The 17,047-nt window shown below is 61.9% G+C and carries 14 protein-coding genes; 5 read left to right on the forward strand and 9 right to left on the reverse strand.

Annotated features, from left to right (window positions below):
* Positions 1 to 107: 107 nt before the first annotated feature.
* From D109_RS0128605 to D109_RS0128625, 5 genes are all read right to left on the reverse strand, one after another.
* Positions 108 to 1,964 (reverse strand): pilus assembly protein TadG-related protein, encoded by a 1,857-nt coding sequence (locus tag D109_RS0128605; RefSeq protein WP_032869132.1) that lies wholly within the window; start codon positions 1,962 to 1,964, stop codon positions 108 to 110.
* Positions 1,965 to 2,054: 90 nt separating this feature from the next.
* Positions 2,055 to 3,005: a 2-hydroxyacid dehydrogenase gene (locus D109_RS0128610; RefSeq protein WP_017479936.1), complete on the reverse strand. Its 951-nt coding sequence runs from the start codon at positions 3,003 to 3,005 to the stop codon at positions 2,055 to 2,057.
* Positions 3,006 to 3,136: 131 nt separating this feature from the next.
* Positions 3,137 to 3,673, reverse strand: a complete 537-nt coding sequence (locus D109_RS0128615) for a cysteine hydrolase family protein (RefSeq protein ID WP_017479937.1) — start codon at positions 3,671 to 3,673, stop codon at positions 3,137 to 3,139.
* Positions 3,674 to 3,890: 217 nt separating this feature from the next.
* A complete protein-coding gene (locus D109_RS0128620; protein WP_017479938.1) occupies positions 3,891 to 4,487 on the reverse strand; it encodes a TetR/AcrR family transcriptional regulator in 597 nt (198 codons plus the stop codon).
* A gap of 52 nt (positions 4,488 to 4,539) precedes the next feature.
* Positions 4,540 to 4,923 (reverse strand): tautomerase family protein, encoded by a 384-nt coding sequence (locus D109_RS0128625; RefSeq protein ID WP_017479939.1) that lies wholly within the window; start codon positions 4,921 to 4,923, stop codon positions 4,540 to 4,542.
* A 252-nt stretch (positions 4,924 to 5,175) separates the two neighbouring features.
* On the opposite strand from D109_RS0128625, the gene D109_RS0128630 reads away from it, so the two are divergent.
* The 3 genes from D109_RS0128630 to D109_RS0128640 all read left to right on the forward strand — a co-directional run bounded on the left by D109_RS0128630 (position 5,176) and on the right by D109_RS0128640 (position 8,862).
* The gene (locus tag D109_RS0128630; RefSeq protein ID WP_017479940.1) at positions 5,176 to 6,453 is read left to right on the forward strand and encodes a serine/threonine transporter; all 1,278 of its coding nucleotides are present in this window, start codon (positions 5,176 to 5,178) and stop codon (positions 6,451 to 6,453) included.
* Positions 6,454 to 6,656: 203 nt separating this feature from the next.
* Positions 6,657 to 7,238, forward strand: a complete 582-nt coding sequence (locus D109_RS01000000132220) for a ParB-like protein (protein ID WP_017479941.1) — start codon at positions 6,657 to 6,659, stop codon at positions 7,236 to 7,238.
* On the forward strand, positions 7,228 to 8,862 hold the full coding sequence (locus tag D109_RS0128640) for a SulP family inorganic anion transporter (protein ID WP_026078281.1): 1,635 nt from the start codon (positions 7,228 to 7,230) through the stop codon (positions 8,860 to 8,862). The genes D109_RS01000000132220 and D109_RS0128640 overlap by 11 nt, the downstream gene beginning before the upstream one ends.
* A 46-nt stretch (positions 8,863 to 8,908) precedes the next feature.
* Here the strand turns inward: D109_RS0128640 and D109_RS0128645 are convergent, their stop codons facing one another.
* Positions 8,909 to 9,403 (reverse strand): DUF934 domain-containing protein, encoded by a 495-nt coding sequence (locus D109_RS0128645; protein WP_017479943.1) that lies wholly within the window; start codon positions 9,401 to 9,403, stop codon positions 8,909 to 8,911.
* Positions 9,387 to 11,045 (reverse strand): nitrite/sulfite reductase, encoded by a 1,659-nt coding sequence (locus D109_RS0128650; protein ID WP_017479944.1) that lies wholly within the window; start codon positions 11,043 to 11,045, stop codon positions 9,387 to 9,389. The genes D109_RS0128645 and D109_RS0128650 overlap by 17 nt, the downstream gene beginning before the upstream one ends.
* Before the next feature lie 450 nt (positions 11,046 to 11,495).
* On the opposite strand from D109_RS0128650, the gene D109_RS0128660 reads away from it, so the two are divergent.
* Positions 11,496 to 12,575 (forward strand): ABC transporter substrate-binding protein, encoded by a 1,080-nt coding sequence (locus tag D109_RS0128660; RefSeq protein ID WP_017479945.1) that lies wholly within the window; start codon positions 11,496 to 11,498, stop codon positions 12,573 to 12,575.
* Between the two features lie 6 nt (positions 12,576 to 12,581).
* Here the strand turns inward: D109_RS0128660 and D109_RS0128665 are convergent, their stop codons facing one another.
* A complete protein-coding gene (locus tag D109_RS0128665; RefSeq protein WP_017479946.1) occupies positions 12,582 to 12,797 on the reverse strand; it encodes a DUF2970 domain-containing protein in 216 nt (71 codons plus the stop codon).
* Between the two features lie 189 nt (positions 12,798 to 12,986).
* On the opposite strand from D109_RS0128665, the gene D109_RS0128670 reads away from it, so the two are divergent.
* Complete coding sequence (locus D109_RS0128670; RefSeq protein WP_017479947.1) at positions 12,987 to 13,304, forward strand: NEL-type E3 ubiquitin ligase domain-containing protein; 318 nt, start codon at positions 12,987 to 12,989, stop codon at positions 13,302 to 13,304.
* Here the strand turns inward: D109_RS0128670 and metH are convergent.
* Positions 13,292 to 17,002: a methionine synthase gene (gene metH, locus D109_RS0128675; protein ID WP_017479948.1), complete on the reverse strand. Its 3,711-nt coding sequence runs from the start codon at positions 17,000 to 17,002 to the stop codon at positions 13,292 to 13,294. The two genes, D109_RS0128670 and metH, sit on opposite strands and share 13 nt — an antisense overlap.
* Positions 17,003 to 17,047 lie beyond the last annotated feature (45 nt).

The following is a 17,047-nucleotide window of genomic DNA, read 5'->3' on the forward strand; positions in this document are numbered from 1 at the left end:
AAGGCCTTGGACTATTGGCTAATCTAATGCGCGCGGCCGCCCAGCCACAAGGTTGGGGCGGCTTAATAGGTTAGCGTGTTGGCCGATGATCAGCGGGCTTGATGTGCTCAGATCACCAGAATTGCGCGCCCGCTGGGGTTGCAGGACAGGTTGGCACCGATTTCGACTTTTGCCAGGTCCACGCCCAGGCCGGCCAGCAGGTTGTTGACCAATGGGTCGAGGAGGGGGCTGAGTACGCCTGAGATAATGCTGGTGAGGAGATTGAGAACACCCGTCACCAGGCCGACCACCAGATTCAGCACCAACCCCAAGAGCCCGCCTTGTGTGGGTGGATGGTTGATCAACTGGATGCCACTGAGGGTGTTGCTCAAGCTGCCTACCACGTTGCTGGAACTGAAGCTGAAGTAGTCGGGGGGCTGCTTCACCTCGGGCGGCGACACATAGGTGTGGTTCCTGATGGTCTTGGCCACGCTGCTGTCGACTCGCAGGCTGATGCCGCCGATGGCATAGGGTTGTCGAGGGTCGCAGGCGCCCTTGCTGCAGGTTTGTATGCCCAGGTCGAGCAATGGAAACTCGTCGACGCTCAGCGGGGCAGTGGAGGAAAACAGCTTTTTCGGATCGATCTGGCCGACCATCAAGCGCACGGCCGAAGTGGTGCCCACCACCGACAACGATTTGTCCGCCGGCCCGTTGCAGCGAAAGCCGGTCACCTCGCTACTGCCACTGGCCGCTTCCAGGGCCACGTCGAGTTGGGTGCCGATTTTCGCGTCCAGGGAGCTGCCGAGCAACAACCCCAGCAGGCCTGTCACCCCGCCCACCACATCGTTCAGCACGCCGACCACGGGCAAGTTCACGGAGATCAGGGTCCTGACCTGTGCGGTCCTGACGTAGATCGGCTGGGTGGCGATCAGCTTCGGGTTGCCGATGGCGGATATCTGCGCCGGTTCAATGACCTTGGTCTTGACCGTGATGTTCAGTAATCCCAGTACATCCACCGGCAGCTCCACCGCCACGGCGTTGTACTTGTTCGACAGTTGCACAAACCCCTGGATCAGGTTGAACAGTTGCAGCTTGACGTCGAGGGCGCTCTTGTCGGTGCCGTTCTGGATGGTCAGCAGGTCGCCCAGGTGCAGGATCTTGGTGCCGGGTGCAATCAGCTTGATCGCCTCCAGGTTGTTGATCACCACCTTGACCGCATCGCTCCCCAGCTTGAGTACGTCAATCGCGGCCTGGATCAAATCGCCGACGCTGGCGTCGGTCTTGAGCAGTTCGTCGTAATTGCCGGCGCTGACATTCAGCCGGATGGCCAGGGCGTCGAGATAACTGAGCAGGCTGATGTTGGTGTTGATCAGTCCTTCCCAGCCCACCGCGTTGAGTTGCAACTTGCCCCCCAGCAGGCCGCCGATCAGCGCGTTGAGCGCTGCGGACTTGGTGCTGTCCACGGTCAACAGCGTGCTGCGAATGGTCAGCGTTGCCACTGGTGGTGCGGGGACGGCGGCCACGGCCACGGCCTGCAATCGGATGGTCGGTTCGAAAGGGCCAGGGGAGAACAGCATGAGCAGGCCGTTGGCGATACTGGTGACAACGCGGTGGGTGGCGATGACCTGGATCGCGTCGGCCTTGGCAGGATTGGGGCTGAAGGTGCGTATGAAGTCAGCCCCGGTGACCAGGGTGCCGCAGGCGGTGGCCAGGGTGCGGTTGTCGTCGATCGGGAAGTCATTGCGGGTCGCGCTTTGGATCGCGAATTGCGCGGCGTTGGTGTTCGGGGAGACGCAGGCGCCGCCGCGGGTCACTACTTCCAGTGCCGCGGTGTCGGCAACCCGTTGCAGCTTGCGCTTCTCCAGGTATAGCCGGCCGCTATCGACTACCAACAACATAAACAGCAGGGCGATGCCGAGGGTCATCGCGCCCATCAGTCCTATTGCGCCGCGTTGCCGGGCCGGGCCGAGTCCGTGGCAAACCATCCTGCGTTCCTTTGCCGGTCCAGTGCCGACGTCCTGAGCATCCCCGCAAGCAGTGTAGCCAGGATTTGGATGGTTGCTGGCTATTGGCTACTATTTTTTGGGTGGCAATGTCACGGGTGTCAGTACCGGGCGACCGGCGAAGTATTCCAGCAAGTTGTCCGCCACGCGCTGCACGGTGTCATGGGCGGCTTCCGGCGACAGGCCAGCGACGTGGGGCGTGAGTACGGTGTTGCTGAGGCGCTTGAGCGCATCGGGCACGTTGGGTTCATCGTCGAACACATCCAGCGCCGCGCCGCCGATGCGCCGTTGTTCCAGGGCGGCAATCAGGTCGGCGGTGACCACCACGCTGCCACGGCCGATGTTCACCAGGAAACCGTTGGGCCCCAGCGCGTCGAGGGCCTGGCGGTCGATCAAATGCCGGGTGCTGGCGCCGCCTGGCGTTGCAAGGATCAGGAAGTCCGAGGCCCGCGCCAGTTCCACGGCGGTGGCGCAGTAGGTGTAGTCCACATCATCGCGGGGCTGGCGATTGTGGTAACTCACCTCCATGCCGAAACCCAGGGCCGCGCGCTTGGCGATCTCCAGACCGACGGCCCCCAGGCCAAGAATGCCCAGCTGTTTGCCGGCCAGGGAAGGGCGCATGATCTTGGGCCATTCGCTGCGCCGTATTGCCGCGTCCGCTCGAGGAGTGTCCCGCACCAGGGACAGCAGCAGGGCCATGGCATGGTCCGCCACCGACGGTGCATTCACCCCGGCGCCATTGGTGACCACGATTCCACGGTTGCTGGCGGCTTGCAGGTCCACGTGTTCATACCCGGCGCCGATCACGCAGATGATCTCCAGCAGCGGCAGCGCGGCGATTTCCTCGGCGTACAGGCCCAGCGGGCCACGGGTCAGCACGGCCTGGATCTGCCCGCCATGGGTCTTGATGGCCTTGGTGCGTTCGGCCGGGGTCGGCGCAAGGATCACGTGAAAGCCATTGCCTTCGATGATCGGCAGGTAGTCGTTGATGGTTTCAACCAGGACCAGAACGGTAACGGGCATGCGAGGGCTCTTCCTGAAGGGTTTGATGGCTTCAGTATGCGACATTTTTTCCGAATGAATCCCGCGTCAGGCGAAGAAAAATCCGACGCCCGCCGGGCATTGGTACTCCGGCGGGCGTTCCAAGTGGGCGGTTAAAAGCCGATATCTTCCGCCTTCACGCGCCGCACAAATGCCCCGGCCAACGTCGTGTTGTGGTGCTCGATAATCGATGCGGCCGATAACGCCGGAGTGTCCATGCAAGTATGGGCATCCTCCGGCAGCAGCACCGAGAACCCCAGTTCGACGGCCACCCGGCAGGTTGTGTCGATGCAGTACTGGGTTTTCATCCCGACGATCACCAGCTCATTCACCTGCGCCGCCGCCAGTTGCTGCGCCAGCTCGGTGTCGAGAAAACAGCTGGGCCGGGTTTTATTGAAAACCGTATCCCGGGCTGGATCAACCTCCAACGCTGGCCATAGTTGCCAAAACGGGCTGCCCACCTCGATGGGCGAGCCCGCAGGGCCGGTGTGACGTGCAGCGAAGATCGGCACGCCAGCGTGCCTGGCGCGCTGAATCAACTGGTTGATGATGTCGAGTACGCGCTCGCGCTCGTAGGGTTTTTCCGGGCCGTCGTACAGACCGGTCTGCATGTCGATGACCAGCAGGGCGGGGCGCTTGATGTCAGGCATGGTACTGCTCCTTGTAGTTGCCGAATGGGCGGAGCAATAAAAAGGCCCCGTCCATTACTGGCGGGGCCTTGGGTAAAACCGGGTGGCTTAGTTTGCGCGCCACTCACCGCTACCACACGACCCGCCGGGAGCGGTCGTGGTGGTGGTGCGGGTGAGGGCCAGCTGAAAAATGTTCATGGGTCGATCATGCTGGCGGTGGCGTTTGGCTGTCAACGCGTCAGCCGAGGTTTTTTTCCGGGATCAGCAGATTTCTGGCAGCTTCCAGGAATTCATCAGACAGGCCGCTGCCTTTAGTCGCACGGGCCAGGGTGATGGCACCGACCATCATTGCGTACTGGGCCATGGCAGCCTGCCGGTCACCTTCGGGTGTTCCGGTGGCCTGGGTAGCGGCCAGGATCCCCATCGACGCTTCGAGACCACGGATGAAAGTGCGCTGCAACGCGCTGTCGGCAGCTTCGTGGCACATTTCCCCGGCGAAGGCCGCCACCGGGCAACTGTCTCCGGGGTTATCACGATTGGCTGCCGTGAGGTAGGGATCGATCAATGCCAGGCGCGCGGCCTCGGCATCAGGGCTTTGCTCGACCCTGGCCTGCCAGCGCAGGCTCGATTGTTCGAACGCCCGGTTGCAGGCTTCGGTGGCCAGCGCCTCGCGGGACTCGAAGTGCCCGTAGAAACCGCCATGGGTCAGCCCGGCAGCCGCCATCACGTCCGACACGCTGATGCCATGGATGCCCCGCTCACGAAACAGCCGCGTGGCGGCCTCGACGATGATTTCGCGATTGAGTTCGGCTTGTTTGCGGGACACGCGTGGCATCGAGGGCTCTCTGAATCAGGTGGTGGCAGGGGTGGTTGGCATCATAAAACGTTTAGGTGGCGTACTGCGCAATCCCGTTGCCGAACGACCAGTTTTCCTTCTTGACCTCAACCAGGCTGATAAACACGTCTTCCAGGCGCACCGCCAGTTCACGGTTCAAGCTCTCGGCGATGGTCTTGTACAACAGCTTTTTCTGCTCGGTGCTGCGGCCTTCGTTCAGGGTGATCTGGATAATCACCAGGTTGTCGCTGCGCTGGATGCCCAGGTACTCGGGGTCATAGATGAAGTGGTGTTCATCGTGCTCGGTGAGGATCTGGAAGTTGTCGTGTTCAGGCACGCCGATGGCCGTGTGCATGGCGTTGTAGATCAGTACGCCGACGCGCTTGGCGTAGGTGGCGTCGGGGTTTTTCCGAAGGTCGATGCGCACGATGGGCATGGCGGTGATTCCAGTGAGGGGCGTGGCATTGAAAATACATGACAGCCGGAATTTATAAAATAGATTTTTAACGAAATCTAAAAAACCTGCTCATCAAACCTCTCCAATCATCTGCTGCGCACAACCATTCCTCAGCTAAGTCTTTGCTTCTTCAGGCGAATCCCGGACAATCGCGCCCCTGTTTCGGTCGTGGCGCTGCCTGTCAGGTTTTTCTGACTCGTCCCGACTGAGTGAATGCGGAGATCCGAACGGATGAATGATCAGGCCAATAGCGTCGACGAACGCTACGCAACGACACCTGCAACCCTCACAAGCTGGAGCCGCCAGGACACCACCTGGATGCTCGGCCTGTTCGGTACGGCCATCGGCGCCGGCACCTTGTTCCTGCCGATCAATGCGGGCCTTGGCGGTTTCTGGCCGTTGGTGATTCTCGCGCTGCTGGCGTTTCCGATGACGTTTTTCGCTCACCGTGGCCTGACCCGCTTTGTACTCTCGGGCCGTGAAGGCTCGGACATCACCGACGTGGTCGAGGAACACTTCGGCCTCAAGGCCGGTGCCGCGATCACCTTGCTGTACTTCTTCGCGATCTTCCCGATCCTGCTGATCTACAGCGTGGCGCTGACCAACACCGTCGGCAGCTTCATGGAGCATCAACTGCACATCGCGCCGCCGCCGCGGGCGATCCTGTCGCTGGTGCTGATCCTCGGCCTGCTGGCCGTGGTGCGTTGCGGCGAGCAGGTGATCGTCAAGGCCATGAGCCTGATGGTGTATCCGTTTATCGTTGCCTTGCTGTTCCTCGCCGTGTACCTGGTGCCGCACTGGAACGGTGGCATCCTCAGCACCGCCAGTACCGTGCCGGCCCCGTCGGCGCTGCTGCACACCCTGTGGCTGGCGATTCCGGTGATGGTGTTCTCGTTCAACCACTCGCCGATCATCTCGGCCTTTGCGGTGGACCAGAAGCGCCAGTACGGTGAACACGCCGAGGAACGCAGCTCGCAGATCCTGTCGCGGGCGCACATCCTGATGGTGGTGATGGTGCTGTTCTTCGTGTTCAGCTGCGTCCTGACCCTGTCGCCGGCCCAACTGGCCGAAGCCAAGGCGCAGAACCTGTCGATCCTGTCGTACCTGGCCAACCACTTCAGCAACCCGACCATCGCGTTCGCCGCGCCGCTGATCGCGTTTGTGGCGATTGCCAAGTCGTTCCTGGGCCACTACATCGGCGCCAGCGAAGGCCTCAAGGGCCTGGTGCTCAAAAGTGGCCGTCGCCCGGCTGCCAAGACCCTGGACCGCATGACAGCCGCCTTCATGCTGGTGGTGTGCTGGATCGTCGCCACCCTCAACCCGAGCATCCTCGGCATGATCGAGACCCTGGGCGGGCCGATCATTGCGTCGATCCTGTTCCTGATGCCGATGTACGCGATCCGCAAGGTGCCGGCGATGGCCAAGTACCGTGGCCAGGCGTCCAACGTGTTTGTGACGGCGGTCGGCCTGGTGGCGATCACCGCGTTGATTTACTCGCTGATGGCCTGATACGCAGGTCGTTGTGAGCAAGGCCGACTCGCCCATCAGGCGAGTCGGCCTTTTTTGTGCCTGCAAACCCTCAGGGGCTGATAAGTATCAACGCCAGGTGGGCAATCACGGCTAAGCTTGTCGCGGGTGTCTGACAGGGCACGTCGAATTCTTACCTGGAGGTTGTTCATGGCTCGCGCCCGCCCGCAGTTGATCACCGGCAAGTGGAAAAACTGCACCCCACCCAATTGACGGTGGGCCTCGCCGAGGTCGCGACCAAGCGCGAGGCCTGGAAAAAGCTCAAGCGCAAGGAGCGCGCGGCTGCACTCGACCAGCACTGGTTTCCCTGTGTGCTGGGGCCGGACGAACGTTACTACATCACCGACCATCATCACTTCGGCCTGGCGTTGTTGCAGGAGGAAGTCAAGAGCGTGTCGTTGCTGGTGCTCAAGGACCTGTCGTTTGTCGAGCGCACTACGTTCTGGAACGTCATGACCTTCAACCAATGGGTGCATCCCTATGATGCGCGGGGTATTCGTCGCTCTTACGACGCGATTCCCCGACGGATTACCGAACTGCAGGACGATCCCTACCGCAGTCTCGCGGGCCTGCTGCGTACCGCCGGTGGCTATGCCAAGGACGCTGCGCCCTTCAGCGAGTTTCTCTGGGCCGACTTTTTCCGCAGCCGCATTGGCAGCGACCTGATCGGCGACCTGAGCCCCAAGTTGATGGGCAAGGCCATGACCCTGGCCCGCAGCCAGCAAGCCCGTTACTTGCCAGGATGGGTAGGCCCGATTGACAACTGAGACCCGACAGAACCGCATCCAGGACTTATTGGCCGGGCTGTCCATCGCCGGCTTGTTGCTGCCCGAAGCCGTGGCCTATTCCAGCATCGCCGCATTGCCGCCCCAGGCGGGGGTGATCGCCTTGTTTGCCGGCTTGTTGTGCTACGGCCTGTTTGGCACCAGCCGCTTCGCGATTGTCTCCGCCACGTCATCCTCGGCGGCGGTGCTGGCGGCGGCCACGGCGACGTTGGCCGGGAACGATCCGGCACTCAGGCTGAGCCTGGCAATGGGCCTGGTATTGGTGACCGGGGCGTTTTTCCTGTTGGCCGGGTTGCTCAAGCTGGGCGGGCTGACCTCGTTTATCGCCAAGCCCGTGTTGCGCGGCTTTGCCTTTGGCCTGGCGCTGACCATCATCCTCAAGCAGTTGGCCAGCGTGGTGGGCGTGCACCTGACCGATAACAACCTGATTCGCTTCCTGCCTCAACTCCTGGAGCAACTGCCGCGTTGGAACTGGGCCGCCGCTGCCGTAGCGGGTGTCGCGTTGCTGCTGCTCTGGCTGTGCGCGCGAGTCAAGCGCCTGCCGGGCGGGTTACTGGTGGTGATCCTCGGGATTGCCGCCGGCCAGTGGCTGGATCTGCAGGCCCATGGCGTGGCATTGATCGGTGTGATCGACCTGCGCCTGGAGTTCGCGCACCTTCCGGTGTTGCCGTTCGCCGACTGGTTGCGCCTGGGGGAATTGGCGTTTGCCATGGTGATGATTCTTTACGCCGAGTCCTACGGCTCCATCAGCTCGTTCGCCCTCAAGCATGGTGATCGCGTGTCATCCAACCGTGACTTGCTGGCGCTGGGGGCGGCCAACCTGTTGTCCGGGCTGTTCCAGGGCATGCCCACGGGCGCTGGTTATTCCGCGACGTCGGCCAATGAGGCGGCGGGAGCCAACTCCCGGCTGGCGGGCGCCGTGGCGGCATTGGTGGTGTTGGCGATCGTACTGACAGTGCTGCCCCTGGTTGCATTGACGCCGGAGCCGGTACTGGCCGCCATCGTCATTTATGCCTTGGGTCGTGGCTTGAGCCTGCAGCCCTTGGGCCGCTATTTCTCCTGGCGGCGCGACCGGTTGCTAGTGATTTGCGCGGTGGCGGCGGTGTTGGTGCTCGGCGTGCTGGACGGCCTGCTGGTGGCGGTCGGCATCAGCGTGGTGTTGATGCTGCGCCAGATGTCGTCGGCGGACGTGCGTGAGCTGGGGCGCATTGACGGTGGGCATGATTTTGTCGACTTGCTGCATCACCCGAGCGCCGAACGGATCCCCGGTGTGCTGATCGTACGGCCCAGTGAGGCGCTGTTCTTCGCGAATGCCGAGCGGGTGTTGGGGGCGGTGTTGAGCCTGATGCGGCACGCTACGTTACCGGTGCACACGGTGGTGCTCAGTCTGGAAGAATCCCCCGACCTGGACGGCACCAGCATCGAGGCATTGCAGGCGTTTTTCGTACAAGTGCAAGGGGAGGGCAAGTGCCTGGTGCTGGCCAGGGTGCGGCATGAGGCGCAGGAGGTGTTGCAGACGTTGCCTGAGGCGTGCGCGCCGCAGGTGCTGATCAGCGGGTTGAGTGTCGATGGCGCGGTGCAACTCGCATTGCAGCCCACCGTCTGAATGCAAAAAGCCCCGACGGGTCGGGGCTTTTTATTGACAGCGAGGCTTACCGGCGGCGGAACAACGGCAACGGTTCATCCGTCGCGGCCTGGTACGTCACCGAGAAATCCTTGAGGCTTTCCAGCGCTTCATAAGGGTCTTTGTCTGCGCGCAAGGCGAAGGCATCGAACCCGCAGCGGCGCAGGTAGAACAACTGGTCGCGCAGCACATCGCCAATCGCCCGCAGCTCGCCCTTGTAACCATAACGGTCACGCAGCAGGCGGGCGTTGGAGTAGTTGCGACCGTCGGTGAAGGCCGGGAAGTTCAGGGCGATGACCTGGAAGTGCTCCACGTCATCACCGATCTCTTCGGCTTCTTCATCGGCGTCCAGCCACACACCCAGGCCGCCGTCGCGGGCCTTGAGGGCGTGAGCGTGTTCGCGCCACAGGGCCAGCGGCACGATCAGGTCGTCGCAGTTGGAGATGCCATCGAAGCTCGCGTCCTTGGGCAGCAGGTGCCAGGTTTCGTCGACGACTTCGTTGTTCTTAATGATTCGCTGCATAGACGCGCTCCTTGAACAGGTCAATGCCGATGCGCTGGTAGGTGTCGATGAAACGCTCATCTTCGGTGCGCTGTTCAACGTACACGTCGATCAGCTTGCCGATCACGTCAGGCATGGCTTCCTGGGCGAAGGACGGGCCGAGGATCTTGCCCAGGCTCGCATCGCGGCTGGCGCTGCCACCCAGGGACACTTGGTAGAATTCTTCGCCTTTCTTGTCCACGCCCAGGATGCCGATGTGGCCGACGTGGTGGTGACCACAGGCGTTCATGCAACCGGAAATGTTCAGGTCCAGCTCGCCGATGTCGAACAGGTAGTCCAGGTCGTCGAAGCGGCGCTGGATCGATTCGGCAATCGGGATCGACTTGGCGTTGGCCAGGGAGCAGAAGTCGCCGCCCGGGCAGCAGATGATGTCGGTCAGCAGGCCAATGTTCGGCGTGGCAAAACCCTGCTCGCGCAGCTCGCCCCACAGGGTGAACAGTTGGGACTGCTCGACGTCGGCGAGGATGATGTTCTGCTCGTGGGAGGTGCGCAGTTGGCCGAAGCTGTAGCGCTCGGCCAGGTCGGCGACGCCGTCCAGTTGCTTGTCGGTGATGTCACCCGGTGCAACACCGGTAGGTTTCAGCGACAGGGTCACGGCCACATAGCCCGGCTTTTTGTGGGCCAGGGTGTTGCGGGTGCGCCAGCGGGCGAAACCCGGGTGCTGCTGGTCGAGCGCGGCCAACTCGGCGTCCTGATTGCTCAGGGCCTTGTAGTCCGGGTCGACGAAGTGTTTCGCAACGCGGTGCACTTCGGCTTCGGTCAGGGTGGTCTGGCCGCCGCGCAGGTGTTCCATCTCGGCGTCGACCTTCTGGGCAAACACCTCAGGGGTCAGCGCTTTTACCAGGATCTTGATCCGGGCCTTGTACTTGTTGTCACGACGGCCATAACGGTTGTAGACCCGCAGGATCGCGTCGAGGTAGCTCAACAGGTCCTGCCATGGCAGGAATTCGTTGATGAAGGCACCCACCACCGGCGTACGGCCGAGGCCGCCGCCGACGAGCACACGGAAGCCCAACTCGCCCGCGGCGTTATGCACCGGCTCCAGGCCGATATCGTGCACTTCGATGGCGGCGCGGTCCGAGGTCGAGCCATTGATGGCGATCTTGAACTTGCGCGGCAGGTAGGCGAATTCCGGGTGGAAGGTGGTCCATTGACGGACGATCTCACACCACGGGCGCGGGTCGATCAGCTCGTCAGCGGCAACGCCGGCGAATTGGTCGGTGGTCACGTTGCGCAGGCAGTTACCGCTGGTCTGAATGGCGTGCATCTGCACGGTGGCCAATTCAGCCAGGATGTCCGGCACGTCTTCCAGGGCCGGCCAGTTGAACTGCACGTTCTGGCGGGTACTGATGTGGGCGTAGCCCTTGTCGAAGTCGCGGGCAATCTTGGCCATCATGCGCGTCTGACGGGAAGTCAGTTGGCCATAAGGCACGGCAACCCGCAGCATCGGCGCAAAGCGCTGAACATAAAGGCCATTTTGCAGGCGCAGAGGGCGGAACTCTTCTTCGCTCAGTTCGCCTGCCAGATAGCGTCGGGTCTGATCACGGAACTGCTTGACGCGGTCCTCGATGATGCGCTGATCGTATTCGTCGTATACGTACATATAGGTCCTGTTCTCGGCAAATCTGCGCGCACGGCCGCGCACTCCCAACGGAGCCGGCGCACGATACCAGTTTGCGTTTATGCGCAAAAGTGATGTTTGAGTATATGCAAATAACCAAATCGCCTAATGAGAACGGTTATCGTGATACCCACATTTGTCATGCGGGCAATCATGATCTTTACTGTGCTCGTGTCTTTGTGCAATCACCTATAAAACCGACAAGAGGCGATGCTATGAGCAATCCGACCAAAGCCCGCAAAAGTGACAGCAGTGTCGATGCCTGGGCCATTCTGTTCTTGATTATCCTGGTGGTTTCCACTGCAGTGTTCTGGGTCAGCCATCAATAAAGGGTGTTACCCGAGCTGAATTGTCCGACAATCGGCAATTAACCGAGATTGACCGGCCCGATGTCATTATCATGGGCGGTCATTCCGAAGGGCTCAGGCAACGATGTTGAAGGTTCTCTGCAAGTGCTTGCTGGTGCTGAGCATGCCGTTCTGGGCGGTTGCCCAAGCGACGTCGGTGGTGTTTCTCAACCCTGGCAATTCGACCGAGACCTTCTGGGTCAGCTACGCGCAATTCATGCAGGCCGCCGCCAGGGACCTCGGCCTGGATTTGCGTGTGCGCTATTCCGAGCGCAATCCCGAGACCACGCTGTTGCAGGCCCGTGAAGCCCTGCAAGGCAGCGCGCGTCCGGACTACCTGGTGCTGGTCAACGAACAGTACATCGCCCCGCAGATCTTGCGCCTGTCCCAAGGCAGCGGGGTCAAGCTGCTGATCGTCAACAACGCGCTGACCGCGGACCAGACTCAACTGTTGGACGCGGGCAAATACCCCAACTGGATTGGCAGCCTGGTGGCCAATGACGAGGAGGCCGGCTATCTGATGCTCAAGGAACTGTTGCGCCTGCACGGGCCGGTTTCTCCGGGGCATACCCTTGACCTGCTGGCGTTCTCCGGCGTCAAGACCACCCCGGCGGCACAGCTGCGTGAACAGGGCTTGCGCCGCGCACTGAACGACTACCCGCAGGTGCGCCTGCGCCAGTTGGTGTATGGCGAGTGGAGCCGCCAGCGGGCGTTCGAACAGGCCACGCAGCTGTTCAAGCGCTACCCGCAGACGGCACTGGTGTGGTCAGCCAATGATGAGATGGCGCTGGGCGCGATGGACGCGCTGCAAGACGACGGGCGCACGCCGGGCAAGGACGTGCTGTTCAGCGCGGTCAACAGTTCGCCCGAAATCCTCCAGGCACGGCTCGATGGCCGCGTGAGTGCCTTGGTGGCCGGGCACTTTACCGTCGGCGGCTGGGCGATGGTGTTGCTGCATGACGATGCCCTGGGGCTGGACATCACCCGGTATGGCGGGCGAGAGCGCAGGGAAGTGCTGTTCCAGTTGATCGACCCGGCAGCGGCTGCCCGCCTGCTGCAGATCAACGCGAGCCAGGACTACCGCGTCGACTTTCGCGCCTTGTCGGCCGAGGGCAAGCCGGCTTCCTATCGCTACCCATTCAGCCTGCAACTGCTGATGCACTGAGCCGGTTCACACCCCGGCCAGGAGCAACACCAGCTTGACGATGCCAAACAGGGTCAAGGCAAAAAACACCGTGAACAGAATGCCCAGCGCCACAAAGTGGCTGGGCTTGCCGTGGGTGAAGTCCCGAGCGCGGTTTTTGCCGCTCTGCACGCCAAACGCCGCAGCCATGACGCTGTGGAGCATTTGCCAGAACGTTGGTGGTTTGTTGTTGGACTCGTCCATGGTGCCTCCGGTCAGGGGATCAGCCTTAAGGATAGTCAAGTTCGCGGGAAAGCCCCGTGGCATCTATGTAGCCCCCGTTGAAGCGCTGCGCACGTCGCATCAGGCGTTGGCCGGCACCCTACCTAAAAGGGCTCAACAGCATCACCGAGTTCGCCAGGCCGTTGCTGGTCCAGGCGTTGAGCCCAGGCCATGCGGGTGCGAGTGACGTGCGCAGACGGCTGGATCCTGTTGTTCGGCGACCTGGAAGTCAGTGTGTATGAGTTCAAGGCGCTCCAGGCGGTGGCACCGGAGCAGCAGGGTGCAGGCTTGTTTAAGCTGGCAACCGGCATGATCCGTCTCGAAGCAGTGGAGGGCGTGGCCAACACGGCGATTGCGCGTCGGCCGGATATCAACCCGCAGTACCTCAAGGAAATCGCCGCACTGGATACGCAAAACCGCAACGAGCAGCAGACCCTGGCCATTGCGCTATCCGCGCGCGAACGCACGCGGCTGGCTCAGTTGTCGTAACCCAGGTTCGGCGCCAGCCACCGCTCGGTCACGGCCAGGTCCTGGCCTTTGCGAGCGGTGTAGCGGGTGACCTGATCCTTGTCGACTTTACCCACCGCAAAGTACTGCGCCTGCGGGTGAGCGAAGTACCAGCCGCTGACGGCCGCGGCCGGGAACATCGCGTAGTGCTCTGTCAGGAACACACCGCTGCGGCCGGCGTGCATTTCGCGGGCTTCAGGGTCCAGCAGTTGGAACAACTGGGCCTTCTCGGTGTGATCCGGGCACGCCGGGTAGCCCGGGGCAGGGCGGATGCCGCTGTACTGCTCTTTGATCAGCGCTTCGTTGTCCAGTTGCTCGTCCTTGGCGTAGCCCCAGTGTTCTTTACGCACTTGCTGGTGCAGCCACTCGGCGCAGGCTTCGGCCAGGCGGTCGGCCAACGCTTTAACCATGATCGAGTTGTAGTCGTCGCCAGCGTCCTGGTAGGCCTTGGCGACTTCCTCGGCACCGATGCCGGCGGTGGTGATAAAGCCACCGATGTAGTCGGTCACGCCGCTGTCTTTGGGCGCGACGAAGTCGGCCAGGGAGAAGTTCGGCTTGCCGTCGGTCTTGATGATCTGCTGGCGCAAATGGTGCAGCTTGGCAATCGGCTGGCCATCGTCGCCGTAGACTTCCAGGTCATCGTCCTGCACCTGGTTGGTCGGCCAGAAACCGAATACCGCGCGGGCGCTGATGAGTTTTTCATCGATCAGCTTCTTGAGCATTTCCTGTGCGTCGGCGTACAGCGCCGTTGCCGCTTCACCCACCACTTCATCCGTGAGGATGCGCGGGAACTTGCCGGCCAGGTCCCAGGAGATGAAGAACGGTGTCCAGTCGATGTACTCGGCCAGGACGTTGAGGTCGATATTGTCCAGCACCTTCGAGCCGGTAAATGTCGGCTTGACCGGCGTGTAGCTGCTCCAGTCGAACTGCGGCTTCTTGGCGATGGCGGCCGGGTAGCTCAGGCGCTCGGTGCGGGCGCTGCGGTTGGAGGTGCGCTCGCGTACGTCGATGTATTCCAGGCGGGTTTTTTCAACGAACGCTGGCTTCAATTCCTTGGACAGCAATTGCGTCGCCACGCCCACGGCGCGGGAGGCGTCGGTGACGTAGATCACCGCGTCGTTGCTGTATTTAGGCTCTATCTTCACCGCCGTGTGGGCCTTGGAAGTGGTGGCGCCACCGATCATCAGCGGCAGGTGGAAATCCTGGCGCTGCATCTCGCGGGCGACGTGCACCATCTCGTCCAGGGACGGGGTGATCAGCCCCGACAGGCCGATGATGTCGCACTTCTGTTCCTTGGCCACTTGCAGGATTTTCTCGGCCGGGACCATCACGCCCAGGTCGACGATGTCATAGCCGTTGCAACCCAGCACCACGCCGACAATGTTCTTGCCAATGTCGTGCACGTCGCCCTTCACCGTGGCCATCAGGATCTTGCCCTTGGCTTCCGGCTTGTCGCCTTTTTCCAGCTCGATGAACGGGATCAAGTGGGCCACGGCCTGCTTCATCACCCGGGCGGATTTCACCACCTGGGGCAGGAACATTTTGCCGGCGCCGAACAGGTCGCCGACGATGTTCATGCCGGACATCAGCGGCCCTTCGATCACCTCGATCGGGCGCGCGAACGACTGTCGGGATTCCTCGGTGTCTTCGACGATGTGGGTGGTGATGCCCTTGACCAGCGCGTGTTCCAGGCGCTTGTTCACCGGCCAGCCGCGCCACTCTTCAGTCTCGGCTTCCTTGACGCTGCCGTCGCCCTTGTACTTGTCGGCAATGGCGAGGAGGGCGTCGGTGCCTTCCGGGGTTCGGTTGAGTACTACGTCTTCTACCGCGTCACGCAGCTCGGCTGGGATCTGGTCGTAGATCTCCAGCTGGCCGGCGTTGACGATACCCATCGTCAGGCCGTTGCGGATCGCGTAGAGCAGGAACACCGAGTGAATCGCTTCACGCACCGGGTTGTTGCCACGGAACGAGAACGACACGTTGGACACGCCACCCGAAGTCAGCGCATACGGCAGCTCGTCGCGGATATAGGCACAGGCGTTGATAAAGTCGACGGCGTAGTTGTTGTGCTCTTCGATACCGGTGGCGACCGCGAAGATGTTCGGGTCGAAGATGATGTCTTCCGGCGGGAAGCCGACTTCATTCACCAGGATGTCGTAGGAGCGTTTGCAGATTTCTTTCTTGCGCGCTTCGGTGTCGGCCTGGCCGGCTTCGTCGAACGCCATCACTACCACTGCCGCGCCGTAGCGCTTGCACAGCTTGGCGTGGTGAATGAACTGCTCCACGCCTTCCTTCATGCTGATGGAGTTGACGATGCCCTTGCCCTGGATGCATTTCAGGCCGGCCTCGATCACTTCCCACTTGGAGGAGTCGATCATGATCGGTACGCGGGAGATGTCCGGCTCGCCGGCAATCAGGTTGAGGAAGGTCACCATGGCCTTCTTCGAATCCAGCATGCCTTCGTCCATGTTGATGTCGATCACCTGGGCACCGGCTTCCACCTGCTGCAGGGCGACTTCCAGGGCTTCGGTGTAGTTGTCTTCACGGATCAAACGGGCGAAGCGCGCGGAACCGGTGATGTTGGTGCGCTCGCCGACGTTGACGAACAACGAGCTGCGATCAATGGTGAACGGTTCCAGGCCCGACAGGCGGCAGGCCTTCGGAATGTCCGGGATCGGGCGCGGTGCGTAGCCGGCCACGGCCTTGGCGATGGCTTCAATGTGGCCCGGCGTGGTGCCGCAGCAACCGCCGACGATGTTCAGGAAGCCGCTCTGGGCGAATTCTTCGATGACCTTCGCGGTTTGCGACGGCAGTTCATCGTACTCGCCGAATTCGTTGGGCAGGCCGGCGTTCGGGTGCGCCGACACGTGGGTGTTGGCCTTGTTCGACAGCTCTTCCAGGTACGGACGCAGCTCGCTCGCGCCCAGTGCGCAGTTCAGGCCCACAGACAGCGGCTTGGCGTGGCTGACCGAGTTCCAGAACGCTTCGGTGGTCTGGCCCGACAGGGTACGGCCGGAGGCGTCGGTGATGGTGCCGGAGATCATGATCGGCAGTTCGACGTTCAGTTCCTCGAACACGCCCTGTACGGCGAAGATCGCAGCCTTGGCGTTGAGGGTGTCGAAAATGGTTTCGATCAGGATCAGGTCGGCGCCGCCCTCGATCAGGCCCTTGGTGGCTTCGGTGTAGTTTTCCACCAGCTCATCGAAGGTCACGTTGCGGTAGCCGGGGTTGTTCACATCGGGCGACAGCGAGCAGGTACGGCTGGTCGGGCCCAGCACGCCGGCGACGAAGCGCGGCTTGGTCGGGTTTTCCAGGGTCTTGGCGTCGGCGATCTTGCGCGCCAGGCGCGCGCCTTCTACGTTTAATTCGTAGGCCAGGTCTTCCATGCCGTAATCGGCCATGGAAATGCGCGTGGCGTTGAAGGTATTGGTTTCCAGGATGTCGGCGCCGGCATCCAGGTAGGCTTTTTCGATGCCGCCGATCACGTCCGGACGGGTGATCACCAGCAGGTCGTTATTGCCCTTGACGTCGCTCGGCCAGTCGGCGAAGCGTTTGCCACGGTAGTCTTGCTCTTCCAGCTTGTAGCTCTGGATCATCGTGCCCATGCCGCCGTCGAGGATCAGGATGCGTTCCTTGAGGGCTTGGTGGAGGGCTTGCAGACGAGCGCTACGATCGGGCATGGGACTACTCTGGTCAGGTATTACGGAGGGCGAAGATCATAACAA

Source organism: Pseudomonas sp. PAMC 26793, assembly GCF_000313235.1.
In the GTDB taxonomy this organism is placed as follows: Bacteria; Pseudomonadota; Gammaproteobacteria; order Pseudomonadales; family Pseudomonadaceae; genus Aquipseudomonas; species Aquipseudomonas yamanorum.